We start from the raw sequence: 15885 nt of genomic DNA on the forward strand, positions 1-15885 counted from the left end.
GCCGCGAACAGAACAGGATTACTGACATGAGCAAACAACTTCAAGACGCATACATCGTCGCGGCCACCCGCACCCCGATCGGCAAGGCGCCGCGAGGCTTCTTCAACAAGACCCGCCCGGACGACCTCCTGGTGCACGCGATCCGCGGCGCCATGGCCGCCGTGCCTAACCTCGACCCGGCCCTGATCATCGACGCCATCGTCGGCTGCTCGTTCCCGGAAGCCGAGCAGGGCTTCAACGTGGCGCGTAACGCCGTCGTGCTGGCCGGCCTGCCGAACACCGTGGGCGGCGTCACCGTCAACCGCTACTGCGCTTCGGGCATCACCGCCCTGGCCATGGCGGCCGACCGCATCCGCGTCGGCGAAGCCGACGTGATGATCGCCGGCGGCGTCGAATCGATGTCGATGGTGCCGATGATGGGCCACCACCCGTCGATCAACATGGACACCTTCAAAGATGAAAACGTGGGCCTGGCCTACGGCATGGGCCTGACCGCCGAGAACGTGGCCAACCAGTGGAAGATCTCGCGCGAAGACCAGGACGCCTTTGGCCTGGAATCGCACCGCCGCGCCATCGCCGCCCAGCAGGCCGGTCACTTCAAGGACGAGATCACCCCGGTCGAGATCATCACCCGCACGCCGAACCTGGCTACCGGCGAAATCACCGTGAAGCGCCGCACCGTGGACCTGGACGAAGGCCCGCGCGCCGAAGCGACCATGGAAGGCATGGCCAAGCTGAAGCCCGTGTTCGCCGCCAAGGGTTCGGTCACCGCCGCCACCTCGTCGCAGATGTCGGACGGCGCCGGTGCGCTGATCGTCGTCAGCGAGAAGATCCTGCGCGAGCACAACCTGACCCCGCTGGCCAAGTTCTCGTCCTTCGCCGTGCGCGGCGTGCCGCCGGAAATCATGGGCATCGGCCCGAAGGTCGCGATCCCTGCGGCGCTGGCCGCCGCCGGCATCACCCAGGACCAGCTGGACTGGATCGAGCTGAACGAAGCCTTCGCTGCACAAGCGCTGGCCGTGATCCGCGACCTGGGACTGGACACCAGCAAGGTCAACCCGATGGGCGGCGCGATTGCCCTCGGCCACCCGCTGGGCGCCACCGGCGCCATCCGCGCCGCGACCGTGGTGCACGCACTGCGCCGCAACAACCTGAAGTACGGCATGGTGACGATGTGCGTCGGCGCCGGCATGGGCGCGGCCGGTATCATCGAGCGCGTCTAAGCATCAGCAAGTTGTAGATCGCGTGGGCGGGACATCCGTTGACCCTGTAGGGTGGGCGGGTCTCCCGCCCGCGCGTTCATCTGAACTCAAATCTAATGAGAGATTTCCAGACATGGACATGCTGATCACCAAGGCCAACGGCCTGCTCACCATCGAATTCAACCGCCTCGAGCGCAAGAACGCCATCACCGCCACGATGTACCAGTCGATGGCCGATGCCCTGCTCGACGCCGAGCAAGACAGCGCCGTGCGCGCCATCCTCATCGCCGGCAAGCCGGAAATCTTCACCGCCGGGAACGACCTCGACGACTTCATGAAGAATTCCGCCCCGGTCCCGGGCGTGCCGGCCGAAGCCCGTCCGGTATTCCAGTTCATGCGCGCGCTGCACGGCTCAAGCAAGCCGGTGGTGGCCGCCGTGGCCGGCGCGGCGATCGGCATCGGCACTACGATGCTGATGCACTGCGACCTGGTCTACTGCGCCGACAATGCCAAGTTCTCGATGCCCTTCACCCAGCTCGGCCTGTGCCCGGAATTCGGTTCCTCGCTGCTGCTGACCCAGTTGGCCGGCTACCCGCGCGCCGCCGAAAAACTGCTGCTGGGCGAATCCTTCGGCGCCCAGGAAGCTGCCGACATGGGCTTGGTCACGCGCGTGCTGCCGGCCGCGGAACTGCGCGCCTTCGCCGAACAGCAGGCCGCCAAGCTGGTCGCGCTGCCGGCCGCATCGATCCGCACCACCAAGGCCCTGATGAAGCGCCCGCGCGTCGAGGCCATCGAAGCGGCCATCGCCGCCGAGAACGAACGCTTCGCCGCCATGCTGCTGGCGCCGGAAGCGAAGGAAGCCTTCATGGCCTTCTTCCAGAAGCGCAAGCCGGACTTCAGCCAGTTCGACTGAAGCTGGCCGGGGCGGCCGGATACGCGCCCCGGCTGCCCGGTGTACACTGGCCGGCTCCCGTTCCGGCACCATCCCATGTCCACGCCACTCCCGACACCGCATACCGGCGCCCCGGCCACCCCACCGGCCGCGGTCATGCAGATCCTGTTCTCGGTCGCCTTTGTCCACCTGCTCAACGACTGCGTGCAGGCCGTGCTGCCGGCGATCTATCCGCTGCTGAAACACGAATTTTCCCTGAGCTTCACCCAGATCGGCCTGATCACGCTGACCTTCCAGTGCACCGCCTCGCTGCTGCAGCCCTGGATTGGCCTGTACACCGACAAGCGCCCGATTCCCTTCCTGCTGCCGCTCGGGATGTGCGTCACGCTCGGTGGCGTGGCGCTGCTGTCGCTGGCCGGCAGCTTCGGCATGCTGCTGCTGGCGGCCGGCATGATCGGCATCGGCTCCTCGACCTTCCATCCGGAAGCCTCGCGCGTGGCGCGCCTGGCCTCGGGCGGGCGCTTCGGTTTTGCCCAGTCGCTGTTCCAGGTGGGCGGCAACCTGGGCTCGGCCTTCGGGCCGCTGCTGGCCGCGGCCATCATCGTCGGGCGCGGACAGGGCAAGATCGCCTGGCTGATGCTGCTGGTGCTGCTGGCCGTGGCGGTGCTGCTGTTCGTGAGCCGCTGGTATGCGGGCCACCTGCGCAATGCGACCAAGAAGATCGCGGTCCACGCCGGGCCGGGACTGTCGCGCGGGCGCGTGCTGTGGGCGCTCGCGGTGCTGGCGCTGCTGGTGTTCTCGAAGTACATCTACATGTCCAGCCTGTCGAGCTACTACACCTTCTACCTGATCGAGAAGTTCCAGGTGTCGGTGGAGTCGGCCCAGATGTACCTGTTCATGTTCCTGGCGGCGGTGGCGGCCGGCACCTTCGCCGGCGGGCCGATCGGCGACCGCATAGGCCGCAAGCGCGTGATCTGGGTGTCGATCCTGGGCGCGGCGCCGTTCACGCTGGCGCTGCCGTACGTCGACCTGTTCTGGACCGGCGTGCTGTCGGTGATCATCGGGCTGGTGATGTCCTCGGCCTTCTCGGCCATCGTCGTGTTCGCGCAGGAGCTGGTGCCGAATAAGGTCGGCATGATCGCGGGACTGTTCTTCGGCCTGATGTTCGGCATCAGCGGCATCGGCGCGGCCGCGATGGGGGCCATGGCCGACACCACCGGCATCGAATACGTGTACCGGATCGCATCCTTCCTGCCGCTGCTGGGCATTCTTGCCATCCTCCTGCCAAGGACCGATCGACCATGCCAGACATCCTGATTCGCCCCGCCACGCTGGATGACGCCGCCGCCATGTGCGCCATCTACAATCCCTACGTCGCCAGTACCACCATCAGCTTCGAGGAGCAGCCGGTGGCGCCAGGCGACATGGCCGGGCGCATCGCAGGCGTGCACGAAGCCGGCCTGCCATGGCTGGTGGCGTGCGACGGCGACCGCCTGCTCGGCTATGCCTACGCCACCAAATGGCGTGCGCGCCCGGCCTACCGCACATCCGTCGAAAGCTCGGTCTACCTGGATGCCGGCGCGTCCGGGCGTGGCCTGGGGGCGGCGCTGTACCGCGCGCTGCTGGACGCATTGCGTACGCGCGGCGTGCACATGGTGATCGGGGGGATCGCCCAGCCCAACGCGCGCAGCGTCGCGCTGCACGAAAAGCTGGGCTTTCGCAAAGTGGCCCACTTCAGCGAAGTAGGGCGCAAGTTCGGGCGCTGGGTCGACGTCGGCTACTGGGAGCTGCGCCTGGCGTGAGGGCCGTCAGGCAGCCTGGCGCTCGCCATCGATAGCTTGCCCCGCCGTGCGGATCGCCGAGTGGTACAGCAGCAGCGAGCACAGGGCGCAGCCGAACAGCACCAGCGGCAGTAGCGTCGGGCCTGCGCTGCGCGAGAGCACCGCTGCGCCGATCAGCGGACCGGCCGCTTTCGAGACCAGCGCCGGCGCCGCCATCGCCCCGGTGATCGCGCCGTAGTGGCGTACGCCGAACAGCACCCGCGGCAAGGTGCCGCGCACGATCGTCAGCACCCCATTGCTCATCCCGTACAGGGCGCAGAACAGCGCCACCGCCCACGCCTGGGTGCCCAGCAGCGCCAGCGACAGCAGGCCGAAGGGCAGGGTGGCGAACACGAAGCGCCCCACCACCTGCGGCGCCGCGTCGCGCGCCAGCGTGCGTTCGCCGATGCGGCCGGCCACCTGCATCGGGCCGACCAGGGAAGCCAGCAGCACCGCCGTGGCGGCCGAATGGCCCAGGGTTTTGAGCAGCGGGATCAGGTGCACCGCCAGCGCCGAGAAGATGAAGAAATTCACTGCGAAGGCCAGCGCCAGCTTCCAGAAGATCGGGTGGCGGATCGCTTCGCCCAGGGTGTGGCTGTCGCGCGGGGCGCCGGCCGCCACCGGCTGGTGCGGCGCATCGCGCCCAAGCCACAGGTGCAGCGGCAGGCACACAAGCACCTGGAGCAGCGCGTACACGAGGAAGGTGTCGCGCCAGCCGATGTGCGCGTCGAGCGCGAAGGTCAGCGGCCAGAAGATGGTGCTGGCAAAGCCGGCGAACAGGGTCAGGGTCGAGATCGCGCGTCCGGCGCCGACCGCGACCTTGCGGTTGATGGTCGCGAAGGCCGCTTCATACAGCGACAGCGAGCTGGCCAGGCCGATGACGGTCCAGGCGGCGAAGAAGGATGCGGTGCTGGTGCTGCGCGACAGCCAGGCCAGGCCGATGGCGCTGGCCACCGAGCCCGCCGCCATCACGTAGCGGCCACCGTGTCTGTCGACGAGGGCGCCGACCGGCGTCGAGGCAAGCCCCGCTACCAGCAGGCTCCAGGAAAAGGCAGCGAACGCCATTTCGGTGGAGAGGTGCAGCTCGCGCTGGATATCGGGCGCCAGCACCGCGAAGGCGTAGTACATGGCGCCCCATCCCGCGATCTGCGTGATGGACAAGATGGCGATGGTCCTGCGAACGACTGGCAAGGTGAACTCCCGACGCGACAGGCATCTACTCTACCGCAGCCGGATCATGCGTGCCGGTTTGTCATCATCCTGTCAAATTACTTCGATAATCTTCGAAGGGTCACCCCAAATTGGTATAATTCGATAATGATGGAAATGATTGAACACACCGGCATGGACACCAAAGCCGCCATCGCGGCGCTGGCCGCGCTGGCCCAGGAGTCGCGCCTGGCGACCTTCCGCCTGCTGGTGCAGGCCGGGCCGGCGGGCATGGCCGCCAGCCGGATCGCGGAAAGCCTCGGCATTCCCGCCTCGTCGCTGTCCTTCCACCTGAAGGAGCTCACCCACGCCGGCCTGATCGCGCCGCGCCAGGAAGGGCGCTTCATCATCTACGCCGCGCAGTTCGACACGATGAACGCCCTGCTGGGCTTCCTCACCGAGAACTGCTGCGGCGGCAACCCATGTTCCCCTGTCTGCGCACCAACCAAGAAACCATGAACGTCCTCTTCCTTTGCACCGGCAACTCCTGCCGCTCGCTGATCAGCGAAGCCGTCTTCAACCACCTCGCGCCAGCCGGCTGGCATGCGCTCAGCGCCGGCAGCCAGCCCACCGGCCGCCTGAACGCGCGCGCGCTGCAGTTGCTGGCCGAAAAAGGCATCCCGACCGACGGCTACTACAGCAAGTCCTGGGACGCGCTGCCGGTGACCCCGGACATCGTCGTCACCGTCTGCGCCAGCGCCGCCGGCGAAACCTGCCCGGCCTACCTCGGCCCGGTCCTGCGCACCCACTGGGGCGTGGAAGACCCGAGCCACGTCGAGGGCACGCCGGAACAAATCACGGCGGCATTCGAACAGGCCTACGCGATCCTGCGTGCCCGCATCGACGCGTTTATCGCGCTGCCGCTGGACGCGTTGGCGCAGGACCGCGCGCGCTTCAAGGCGGAGCTGGACCGTATCGGCACGCTGCTGCCGGCGTGATGGGGGACGTACTGCCGTGCTGACCGCTTTCCTCATCTTTGTCGCCACCCTGGTCCTCGTGATCTGGCAGCCGCGCGGCCTGGGCATCGGCTGGAGCGCCTCCCTCGGCGCGCTGGTGGCCTTGCTTGCGGGCGTGATCCAGCCGAGCGACATCCCGGTGGTCTGGAACATCGTCTGGAACGCCACCGGCGCCTTCGTGGCCGTGATCGTCATCAGCCTGCTGCTCGACAAGGCCGGCTTCTTCGAATGGGCGGCCCTGCATGTGGCCCGCTGGGGCCGGGGCAACGGCCGGCGCCTGTTCGTCCTGCTCATCCTGCTGGGGGCGGCGGTGGCTGCGTTGTTCGCCAACGATGGCGCGGCGCTGATCCTGACCCCCATCGTGATCGCCATGCTGCTCGCCCTGCGGTTTTCGGCGCGCGCCACGCTGGCCTTCGTCATGGCCGCCGGCTTCATTGCCGACACCGCCAGCCTGCCGCTGGTGGTGTCCAACCTGGTCAATATCGTCTCGAGCGACTACTTCGGCATCAGCTTCGCGCGCTATGCGGCGGTCATGGTGCCGGTCAACCTGGTGTCGGTTGCCGCCACGCTGGCAGCCCTGACCTGGTTCTTCCGCAAGGACATCCCGGCCGACTACGACCTGGCGCAGCTCAAGCGCCCCGAGGAAGCCATCCACGACCGCGCCACGTTTGTTACAGGCTGGTGGGTGCTGGCGATGCTGCTGGTGGGCTTCTTCTGGCTGGACGACGCCGGTGTGCCGATCAGCGCCGTCGCCGCGGCCGGCGCCGCGCTGCTGCTGGCCGTTGCCGCACGCGGCCACCGCATTTCGACGCGCGCGGTGCTGCGCGGCGCGCCGTGGCAGGTGGTGGTGTTCTCGCTCGGGATGTACCTGGTAGTGTACGGGCTGCGCAATGCCGGCCTCACCGCTTACCTGACGGCGCTGCTGGAATACTGCGCGCAATACGGGGTATGGGGTGCGGCGCTGGGCACCGGCTTCATCACGGCCATCCTGTCCTCGATCATGAACAACATGCCGACCGTGCTGGTGGGGGCATTGGCGATCGACGCCACCGCGACCCAGGGCGTGGTGCGCGAGGCGATGGTCTACGCGAACGTCATCGGCGCCGACCTCGGCCCCAAGATCACGCCGATCGGCAGCCTGGCGACCCTGCTGTGGCTGCACGTGCTGTCGGCGAAGGGCATCCAGGTCTCCTGGGGCTATTATTTCCGTGTCGGCATCGTGCTGACATTGCCTATCCTGTTCGTCACGCTGTGCGCGCTTGCCCTGCGCCTGGGCTGAAGGAAGAGAATGACATGACCAAGATCCCGGATCTCCCCAACCTTCACCCCGAGCAGCTCGACCTGCCCAGCCTGGACAAGCTGGCGCCCGTGGGCGAGATGACCCATCCGCCGCGCATCCTGCTCCTGTATGGTTCGCTGCGCGAGCGCTCGTTCAGCCGCTTCCTCACCTTTGAGGCCGCGCGCATCCTCGAGCACTTCGGCGCCGAGGTAAAGGTTTTCGATCCGATGGACCTGCCGATGGCCGGCAGCGTCGCCGAGACCCATCCCAAGGTGGTCGAATTGCGTGCGCTCTCGCTGTGGTCGGAAGGCCAGGTGTGGTGCAGTCCCGAGCGCCATGGCGCCATCACGGCGGTGATGAAGAACCAGATCGACTGGATCCCGCTGGAGCAGGGCGCGCTACGCCCGAGCCAGGGCCGCACGCTGGCGGTGATGCAGGTGTGCGGCGGTTCGCAATCCTTCAACGTGGTCAACACGATGCGCCTGCTGGGACGCTGGATGCGGATGTTCACGATCCCGAACCAGTCCTCGGTGCCGATGGCGTACAAGGAATTCGACGACGCAGGCAGGATGCGCCCGTCCAGTTACTACGACCGGGTGGTCGACGTGATGGAAGAACTCTATAAATTCACGCTCCTGACGCGCGGGCGGACCGACTACCTGACCGACCGGTACAGTGAGCGCAGCGAACGCGCACAGCGCAAGATCGACGCGCAGATCGCCAGGCTGTAGCAGGGGAAGCAGGGCACCGAAGCGGTGCCCGGCACCTTACTTGACCGCCACCACGCTGCCGATGCCCGACACCGTCTTGTTCACGATGCGCGGGTTGCCGTAGTAGGTGAGGTTGCCCATGCCGCGCACATTGGCATTGAGCTTGTCCTTCGCATAGATGCTGACGTTGCCGATGCCTTCGAAGCTGACGTCGGCTTCCTGGGTGATCAGGGCCTTGGTGTCGACTTCACCCACGCCCTGCGCGCGCAGGCGCAGTTCGCGTACCTGGCCGTCGATGGCCAGGCGGCCGGCGCCGCGGTAATTGACGTCGAGGCGTTCGCCGCGCACGTTCACCAGGCGCATCACGCCGGCGCCTTCGCCCTTGAAGGTCTGCAGCTCGGGCATGGTGACGACCACGCGGTCGCTCGACTCGATGCTGTTGCGCGAGCTGTCCTTCATGTCCAGCCGCAGTTCGCCGCCGACCACTTCGTTGGTCACGCGGGCGATGAATTTCGCGTCGCCATACACCTTGAGCGAGTACGACTTGCCGGCTTCCACGGTCAGGCTGACCGGGCCATGCACGGAAATACCCTTGAACGGCGTCACGCTGCGCACTTGTTCGTCGGCGTGGGCATTCAGCGAAGCAACAGACAGGACAGCGGCGAGGATCAGGCGTTGCATGGTGGACTCCGGTAAGTGGTATGAGTCCATTGTAGGAAGGCAGACTGCGGACGGCTTGCCGTTTGCGACGAACTGCAAAATTGCGGGACTGGATTGCCGCGCCGGCGGATATGCGCATCGAATAGCCGGGGCGCCAGGCCGCTTTGTGCATTTTTCAAACTTAATTGCTGGCTGAAGCCGACAAATGCTTGCGCACGATTGCGCCTATGGCAATATTGTCGAGGTGTTAAGGCTATAATTTCTTCGTCCATTCCATAGCAAAAACCATGCACATCTCGACCCTGACCCTCCCTGAAATGAAGCTCGCCGGGCTGCCGCTCGCAGGTCCGCAATCGGTCCTGGAAGCGGACTTGCCGGACATCTGGAGCACGTTCATCGAACGCGAAAGCGAACTGGGCGAAAGCAGCGGCTTGCGCTACGGCGTGCGCCTGCAAGAAAAAGAGGGTGTGCACCTCGCCTGCGTCGCGGCCGAGGTGGCCGACCTCAATCACCTGCCGCCGGGCATGATCGGGATCCGCATCCCGGCGCGCCGCTATGCGATGCTGACCCACCGCGGGCCGATGGCGCGGGTGGAAGCCTCCTACCTGACCGGCTTCGCCGCGATGGAACAGCTGGGCATGGTGCCGGATGAAGAGGGCTGGCGCATCGAGCGCTATGACCGCCGCTACACGCCCAGCCTGGACGATGGCAATCGCCCCGACAACGCCTACGACATCCTGATTCCGCTGCTGTAACAAATATGGTGCCGGTATGTTTCCCGACCGCCGGCGCCGGTAGGGCGGCTTGCGCCGCCAGCATCCCTTCCCAAGGACAGGCCCAGTGTGCCTGCCGATTATGACCGGCGTTTGACAGGCTGCGCGCCCGGTCAGGGCGTGTCGTCGACCAGGCGCTCGCCCGGTTCCTCGTGCGTGGCAGCGAAGAGCTCGTTTTCGGTGTAGCCCGCAATGTCGTCGTCGCCGTCGTCCGGCATCTCAGGAGGGCTGAGCATGTCGTTGATCATGCCGTGGAATGCGGGGGTATCCCAGGCGACTCCGAGCCGGCCGCAGTGCTGGATATAGTTGAGCACTTCGCGGTTCTGCGCCGGGCTCAGCGGGAGGCCATGCCAGGTCTCGGTGGGGGATGCGTCGGTTTTCATGATGGCCTCGCTCGACGGCCGGTGGCCGCATCAATCCACTATACGCCGCGCGGCTGTATCGGGCGCACGGGATGGCGGCCATCTCGGCGTCAATATTCCGGTAAGCAATAAAAGCACGGATAATGCCCGTTTCCACGTCGACGACCACGGAGCGCGCAGTGCAGGACCAAGCCCCCCACGATTCCACCGAACCCCAACCCGACGATCCGGCGCGCCGGCGCGTCATGCAGGCCGCTGCCGCCGGCCTGTCGCTGGCTGTCCCCGGCCTGGCCGAGGCCGCACCGGCCAAACCGGCGCCGCGCGCCGCCAGCTCGCTGGACGCCAAGCTGCGCGCCCACGTCAAGAACGTGGTCGTGATCTACCTCGAGAACCGCAGCTTCAACAACCTGTTCGCCGACTTCCCCGGCCTGGCCGCGCCGCTGTCCGGCCTGCCGCCCCATGCCACCCAGCAGAAGGACCGCGACGGTTCGGTGCTGGCGACGCTGCCGAAGATCTGGGGCGGCATGGTGCCGGGCCGCCAGAACCTGGGCGGCAAGGATTACCTGGTCAAGGAAGACGACATCCAGGGCCTGCCGAACGCGCCGTGGAAGCTGGCCGATGCCGAGGGCAAGCCACTGCCGGAAGGCATCGTCACGCGCGACCTGGTACACCAGTTCTACCAGAACCAGATGCAGATCAATGGCGGGCGCAACGACGGCTTCGCGGCGTGGTCGGATGCCGGCGGCATGGTCATGGGCTATTACGGCGAATCGAGCAAGAACCTGGGCCTGTGGCAGATCGCACGCGAGTTCACGCTGTGCGACAACTTCTTCATGGCCGCTTTCGGTGGCTCCTACCTGAACCACCAGTTCCTGGTCAGCGGCCGTACGCCGGAATATTTCCATGCCGCCTCGACCCCGGCGAAATCGAAGATCGCGGTGCTGGCCGACGGCCCCGCCGGCCACCGGCTGGAGGTGGCGCTGACCTCGCCCATTTCCGCCATGGGCGGCAAGCCCCGCTACACGCATACCGGCGCCATCACGCCGGACGGCTACGCGGTCAACACCATGGCGCCGCCCTACCAGCCGAGCTGGGTGCGGCCGGCCCCGGGCGGCGACCCGCAGCTGGCCGACCCGCAGGACCCGTCGACCCTGCCGCCGCAAACCTACAAGACCATCGGCGACCTGCTGTCCGAGCGCGGCGTGAGCTGGGCCTGGTACGGGGGCGCCTGGCAGGCGGCGCTCGACGGGCGCGGCGCGGGCCAGCGCCCCAACTTCCAGCACCACCACCAGCCGCTGAACTATTTCAAGCAGTTCGCGCCGGGCACCAGGGCGCGCGAAGAACACCTGCGCGACGGCGGCCTGGGCGACAGCCCGATCTCGAACCGCTTCCTTGCCGACGTAGTAGCCGGCAAGCTGCCGGCCGTGAGCTTCTACAAACCGCAGGGCAACCTGAACCTGCATGCCGGCTACTCGGACATCGAATCGGGCGACGCCCACGTGGCCAACGTCATCGAGCACCTGAAGAAGTCGCCCCAGTGGAAGGACATGGTGGTGGTCATCACCTTCGACGAGAACGGCGGCTGGTGGGACCACGTGGCGCCGCCCAAGGGCGACCGCTGGGGGCCGGGTTCGCGTATCCCGGCGATCGTCGTCTCGCCCCACGCCAAGCGCGGCGCGGTGGACCACAATTTCTACGACACCACCTCGATCCTGCGCTTCATCACGCGCCTGCATGGCCTGCCGCTGCTGGAAGGCCTTGCCGCGCGCAATGCCGCGTTCGAAGAGCGCGGGGCGCGTCCGCCGGGCGACCTGACGGCCGCGCTCCGCTTCCGCTGACGCGGGCCGATTCCTGGTCGGGTCCACGTAGTTGCGGCTGGGCTAACGTGCGCTGTGGCGGGCGCGGGAAGCTTACACTCCGAGACGCTTCAAGCGACGTGCACCATGCACACCAATCACCAGGAGATCACCATGCAGAACAACCAGGTCCTCAAGAAGTTGCTCGCGGTGGGCGTACTCGCGGTCATGTTCGGCGCACCCGGCGTGCAGGCCCAGACCGCACAGCCGGCCACCAGCTCGGGTGCGGCCAAGCTGAGCGCCGCCGACAAGAAGGGCATCACCGACATGGCCGTCGCCAACATGGCCGAGGTCGAAACCGGCAAGCTGGCGCTGAGCAAGAGCCAGAATGCCGAGGTGAAGACCTTCGCCCAGCAAATGGTCGACGACCATGGCAAGGCGCTGGCCGACGTGCAGGCGCTGGCCCAGGCCAAGGGCGTGACCCTGCCGACCGAGCCCGACGCCAAGCACAAGGCGATGGCGGCCAAGCTCGAAAAGCTCAGCGGCGACGCGTTCGACAAGGAATACATGAAGCAGGCCGGGCTGGCTGACCACAAGGCTACCCACGCCAAGCTGAAAAAGATCAGCAAGGGCGCCAAGGATGCCGACGTGAAGGCCGCGGCCGACAAGACCATCCCGACCGTCGAGCAGCACCTGAAAGCCGCGCAGCAGATGTCGATGGCGAAATCGGGTACTACCTCAGGCAAGTAAGCAAAGCAGCAGGTCGCCGGTGCAGGCATCCGTCGCGCCGGCGCGCATGTGCTTCAAAGGAGAATTCCATGCAGAATAAAAAACAGCACATCAGCCACCTGGCGGCCGCCACGCTGGTCGCCGCCCTGTTCGGCGCAGCGCCGGCGCAAGCCGACACGGGCCAGGCCGCCACGCCATCGGCCGGCGCACCGGCCGCCGCGCCAGCCACCGCCACCAAGCTGTCGCGCGCCGACCGCAATGCGCTCACCGACCTGGCGATGGCCAACATGGCCGAGATCGCCACCGCCAGGATCGCGATCGGCAAGAGCCAGAACGCCGACGTCAAGGCCTACGCCCAGCGCATGATCGACGACCACACCAAGGCCCAGGCCGAGGTGCAGGCGCTGGCCAAGACCAAGGGCGTGGAACTGCCCACCGAACTGAACGTCAAGTTCAAGGCCAAGTCGAAGCTGCTCGAAACGCTCAGCGGCGACATTTTCGACCGCACCTACATCAAGCAGTCGGGCCGCGCCGACCACCACGACACGCATGAAAAACTGCGCGCCAACCTGGAAGGCGTGAAGGATGCCGACATCAAGGCGCTGGCGCTCAAGATCCGCCCGGTGGTCGAGCAACACCTGATCATGGCAAACGAAATGATCGCCACCACTGCGCGCAACGCGACCGGTACGGCGGGGACGCCAGGAACGGATACCAGCACGGCGACGGGGAAGGAACCGATTCCTAACAAGAAGTAGGGCTGGGAACTACCTCACTCATTCTTTGCGCTAACCGAAAAACCGTCGCACCGGCGAAGGCCGGTGCCTAAGTTGCGTGCGTCGTCGAGTCGTGCGCGCGTATCGGTTGCGGCATGCCCTTCCACTTCCCCTCCATCCGCTCGATCTCGATCTCGATCCCGACGATCGCCCTGAGCATCCCATCGATATAGGCCGGCGGCGCATCGCCCACCGACCAGGGGTGCGGCTGCGGCCCTTCGTGGTGCGCGGTCTGCCCATGCAAGAGCGCCAGCAGCCAGGCCGGATCCTCCACCGCGCGCAGCCTCCCGTGCACGTGCACCACGTGATAATCCCAGGTCGGCACGACCCGCCCGCCCGTCGCCGCCTTTTCCTGCTGGTCCGGCGGCACGTAGGCGGCGGGGCCACGGAACACGGCCAGCACCTGCTGGCCGGCGCGGCGCCATACCGGGTTGGCGCGCGCCACGTGGGCGCGCAGCAGGCCGTGCGGGCCGCCTTCGGCAAACTCGAAAGGGAGGTGGTCGGCGTCCGGCAGCGCGCCGTCGTGGGTGACCAGCGTGCCCAGCGCATGCTGCGCGATCAGCGCCTGCATGGCCTGCACATCTGCCTGGCGGTGGCGGGTCGGCAGGTACATCAGCGCGCCTGCACGACCACAAGCTCGGCCTTGAGCGAATTGGCGATGTAGCACTTGTCATGGGCCAGGTGGTGGATGGCGTCGAGTTCTACCTCGGTCGGCCAGTGCTCGCCGGCGAACACGATGGCCGGGCGCAGCTCGATGCGCGTCATGGCGCCGCGGCCGTCCGCGTCCACGCCGAGCAGGCCCACCGCGCGGTCCAGGTAGCTGTCCACGGTGAAGCCGCGCTGCGCCGCGATCGACAGGAAGAACAGCATGTGGCAGCTCGATGCGGCGGCCACCAGGGCTTCTTCCGGGTCGAGCGCCGCCGGGTCGGACATCGGTACCGGCACCGACAGCGGCGAAGAGGAGGCCCGCAGCTGCAGGCCGCCATCGAACTGCCACTTGTGGGCGCGGCTGTAGCGCCCATCCAGGAAGCTCTGGCCTGCGCGCTGCCAGGCGACCCGTGCTTCGAACTGCTTCATGCCACCTCCGCTTGTGATCGAAACGCCATCATAAGAGGGCACTTGGCTTGCTCAAAGTACCAATCCGCGCGAAGATGGGCGTACCAATCCTATGCGCAGCCACGATTTCATCCATGACCTGGGCGCCAGCGCGCCGCTCGACCGCGCCGCCGCCACGCCGCTGTTTCGCCAGCTGTATGCGCGCCTCAAGGACGCCATCCTGCACGGCCAGCTGGCGCCGGGCGCGCGCCTGCCGGCCACGCGCGAGCTGGCGCAGCTGCTCGGGGTCTCGCGCCAGACCGTGCTGGCCGCCTATGACCAGCTCACGGCCGAGGGCTACCTGCGCGGCGGGGTGGGGCAGGGCACCTTCGTCGACGTGGCGTTGCCGGTAGCGCGGCCGGAAGCGCCATCGGCTGTGCCCGGCCTGCTGCGGCCCCTGTCCGGGCGCGGCGCCACCATGGCGGCGGCAATGGCGCGGGTGCGCCACCACGACGGCCCCCTGCGCGCCTTCCGGCCCAGCATGCCAGGCCTGGACCTGTTTCCTTTTGACGTCTGGCGCAAGCTGGAGGCGCGCCACTGGCGCCGGCGCGAACTGCCCCTGGGTTACGGCGCCGCGGCCGGCCACCCGCGCCTGCGCGAGCTGCTGTGCGCCTACCTGGGCGCGTCGCGCGGGGTGCGTTGCACGCCGGAGCAGATCATCGTCACCACCGGCTCGCAACAGGCGCTGTACCTGCTGGCCCAATTGCTGCTGGCGCCGGGCGACGGCGTGTGGCTGGAGTCGCCCGGCTACCAGGGCGCCGCCGCGCCCTTCGAGGTGGCGGGGGCGCGCATGTGCCTGGTGCCGGTCGACGCCGAAGGCATGGACGTGGCCTACGCGGCGCAGCACTATCCGGATGCGCGCATGGTGTTCGCCACCCCGTCGCACCAGCTGCCGCTGGGCGTGACCATGAGCCTGGCCCGGCGCCTGGAGCTGCTGCGCTGGGCCGAAGCCCGCCGCGCCTGGATCATCGAGGACGACTACGACAGCGAATACCGTTATACGGGCCCGCCGCTGGCGTCCCTGCAGGGCCTGGACAGGAGCGGCTGCGTGATCTATGTCGGCACCCTGTCGAAGGTGCTGTTCCCGGGCCTGCGCCTGGGCTATGTGGTGGCGCCCCCCGGCCTGGTGGAACCGCTGTCGCAGGCCAGGGCCGTGATCGACCGCCACAGCGCCATCATGCCGCAGGCGGTGCTGGCCGACTTCATCGCGCAAGGGCACTTCGCGCGCCACATCCGGCGCACCCGCGACGCCTACGCCGAGCGCCGCGGCGCAATGCTCGAAGCGCTCGCGAGCCGCCTGGGCGGGGTGCTGGCCTGCGGCCCGTCCGACGCCGGCCTGGACCTGTGCGTGGGCGTCATGAATGGCCTGAGCGAAGCGCAGGCAGTCGAGCGCGCCACGGCGGCCGGGGTCGAAGTACGGCCGCTGTCGTATTACACCCATCCGGCGGCCGGTCCCGACTGCGCCATGCCGCCCGGGCTGCTGCTGGGATTCTCGGCCTTCACGCCGGAACAGATCCGCGCCGGCGTGGCGCGCCTGGCGCAGGCGCTGACTGCCTGATTCGCCGCCTTTGACGCGCCCATCCATTGTCGCTACCATGCTTCAAGCTCGGTTTGGAAACGTTGCCA

Annotated in this window: 18 protein-coding genes; 13 read left to right on the plus strand and 5 right to left on the minus strand. The window is 67.4% G+C overall.

Features of this window, described 5'->3' with window-relative positions:
• The first annotated feature begins 26 nt into the window (after window positions 1-26).
• The 4 genes from BM031_RS13220 (at window position 27) to BM031_RS13235 (ending at window position 3896) form a co-directional block, all read left to right on the plus strand.
• Entirely contained in the window at window positions 27-1223 is a 1197-nt protein-coding gene (locus tag BM031_RS13220; protein WP_091875043.1) for an acetyl-CoA C-acyltransferase, read from the plus strand.
• A gap of 112 nt (window positions 1224-1335) precedes the next feature.
• The gene (locus tag BM031_RS13225; protein WP_091875044.1) at window positions 1336-2115 is read left to right on the plus strand and encodes an enoyl-CoA hydratase; all 780 of its coding nucleotides are present in this window, start codon (window positions 1336-1338) and stop codon (window positions 2113-2115) included.
• Between the two features lie 75 nt (window positions 2116-2190).
• Window positions 2191-3411 (plus strand): MFS transporter, encoded by a 1221-nt coding sequence (locus tag BM031_RS13230; protein ID WP_091875045.1) that lies wholly within the window; start codon window positions 2191-2193, stop codon window positions 3409-3411.
• A complete protein-coding gene (locus BM031_RS13235) occupies window positions 3396-3896 on the plus strand; it encodes an arsinothricin resistance N-acetyltransferase ArsN1 family B (RefSeq protein WP_177207748.1) in 501 nt (166 codons plus the stop codon). The genes BM031_RS13230 and BM031_RS13235 overlap by 16 nt, the downstream gene beginning before the upstream one ends.
• Before the next feature lie 6 nt (window positions 3897-3902).
• Here the strand turns inward: BM031_RS13235 and BM031_RS13240 are convergent, their stop codons facing one another.
• On the minus strand, window positions 3903-5105 hold the full coding sequence (locus BM031_RS13240; protein ID WP_091875046.1) for an MFS transporter: 1203 nt from the start codon (window positions 5103-5105) through the stop codon (window positions 3903-3905).
• Window positions 5106-5258: 153 nt separating this feature from the next.
• Here BM031_RS13240 and BM031_RS13245 point away from each other — a divergent pair, with 153 nt between their 5' ends.
• From BM031_RS13245 to arsH, 4 genes are read left to right on the plus strand one after another with little or no spacing between them, the layout of a single operon-like run.
• A complete protein-coding gene (locus tag BM031_RS13245) occupies window positions 5259-5582 on the plus strand; it encodes an ArsR/SmtB family transcription factor (protein WP_091875098.1) in 324 nt (107 codons plus the stop codon).
• Window positions 5579-6061 (plus strand): arsenate reductase ArsC, encoded by a 483-nt coding sequence (locus tag BM031_RS13250; RefSeq protein ID WP_091875047.1) that lies wholly within the window; start codon window positions 5579-5581, stop codon window positions 6059-6061. The genes BM031_RS13245 and BM031_RS13250 overlap by 4 nt, the downstream gene beginning before the upstream one ends.
• A gap of 16 nt (window positions 6062-6077) precedes the next feature.
• Window positions 6078-7358 (plus strand): arsenic transporter, encoded by a 1281-nt coding sequence (locus BM031_RS13255; protein WP_091875048.1) that lies wholly within the window; start codon window positions 6078-6080, stop codon window positions 7356-7358.
• A 14-nt stretch (window positions 7359-7372) separates the two neighbouring features.
• Window positions 7373-8089: an arsenical resistance protein ArsH gene (gene arsH / locus BM031_RS13260; RefSeq protein WP_091875049.1), complete on the plus strand. Its 717-nt coding sequence runs from the start codon at window positions 7373-7375 to the stop codon at window positions 8087-8089.
• Window positions 8090-8125: 36 nt separating this feature from the next.
• Here the strand turns inward: arsH and BM031_RS13265 are convergent, their stop codons facing one another.
• Window positions 8126-8749 (minus strand): GIN domain-containing protein, encoded by a 624-nt coding sequence (locus BM031_RS13265; RefSeq protein ID WP_091875050.1) that lies wholly within the window; start codon window positions 8747-8749, stop codon window positions 8126-8128.
• Window positions 8750-9015: 266 nt separating this feature from the next.
• On the opposite strand from BM031_RS13265, the gene BM031_RS13270 reads away from it, so the two are divergent.
• Window positions 9016-9483: a GyrI-like domain-containing protein gene (locus BM031_RS13270; protein ID WP_091875051.1), complete on the plus strand. Its 468-nt coding sequence runs from the start codon at window positions 9016-9018 to the stop codon at window positions 9481-9483.
• A gap of 131 nt (window positions 9484-9614) precedes the next feature.
• Here BM031_RS13270 and BM031_RS13275 read toward each other — a convergent pair whose 3' ends face one another.
• Entirely contained in the window at window positions 9615-9884 is a 270-nt protein-coding gene (locus BM031_RS13275) for a hypothetical protein (RefSeq protein ID WP_091875052.1), read from the minus strand.
• A 122-nt stretch (window positions 9885-10006) separates the two neighbouring features.
• On the opposite strand from BM031_RS13275, the gene BM031_RS13280 reads away from it, so the two are divergent.
• The 3 genes from BM031_RS13280 to BM031_RS13290 all read left to right on the plus strand — a co-directional run bounded on the left by BM031_RS13280 (window position 10007) and on the right by BM031_RS13290 (window position 13146).
• Window positions 10007-11701, plus strand: coding sequence for an acid phosphatase (locus BM031_RS13280; RefSeq protein ID WP_091875053.1), 1695 nt, complete (start codon window positions 10007-10009; stop codon window positions 11699-11701).
• Window positions 11702-11806: 105 nt separating this feature from the next.
• Window positions 11807-12409, plus strand: a complete 603-nt coding sequence (locus BM031_RS13285; protein WP_229408858.1) for a DUF4142 domain-containing protein — start codon at window positions 11807-11809, stop codon at window positions 12407-12409.
• Window positions 12410-12477: 68 nt separating this feature from the next.
• A complete protein-coding gene (locus BM031_RS13290) occupies window positions 12478-13146 on the plus strand; it encodes a DUF4142 domain-containing protein (RefSeq protein ID WP_091875054.1) in 669 nt (222 codons plus the stop codon).
• Between the two features lie 67 nt (window positions 13147-13213).
• Here BM031_RS13290 and BM031_RS13295 read toward each other — a convergent pair whose 3' ends face one another.
• A complete protein-coding gene (locus BM031_RS13295) occupies window positions 13214-13777 on the minus strand; it encodes an FMN-binding negative transcriptional regulator (RefSeq protein WP_091875055.1) in 564 nt (187 codons plus the stop codon).
• Window positions 13777-14241, minus strand: coding sequence for an OsmC family protein (locus tag BM031_RS13300; RefSeq protein WP_091875056.1), 465 nt, complete (start codon window positions 14239-14241; stop codon window positions 13777-13779). The genes BM031_RS13295 and BM031_RS13300 overlap by 1 nt, the downstream gene beginning before the upstream one ends.
• A 91-nt stretch (window positions 14242-14332) precedes the next feature.
• On the opposite strand from BM031_RS13300, the gene pdxR reads away from it, so the two are divergent.
• Entirely contained in the window at window positions 14333-15817 is a 1485-nt protein-coding gene (pdxR, locus tag BM031_RS13305) for a MocR-like pyridoxine biosynthesis transcription factor PdxR (RefSeq protein WP_091875057.1), read from the plus strand.
• Window positions 15818-15885 lie beyond the last annotated feature (68 nt).

This window comes from Massilia yuzhufengensis (assembly GCF_900112225.1).
GTDB classification, from domain to species: Bacteria; Pseudomonadota; Gammaproteobacteria; order Burkholderiales; family Burkholderiaceae_D; genus Telluria; species Telluria yuzhufengensis.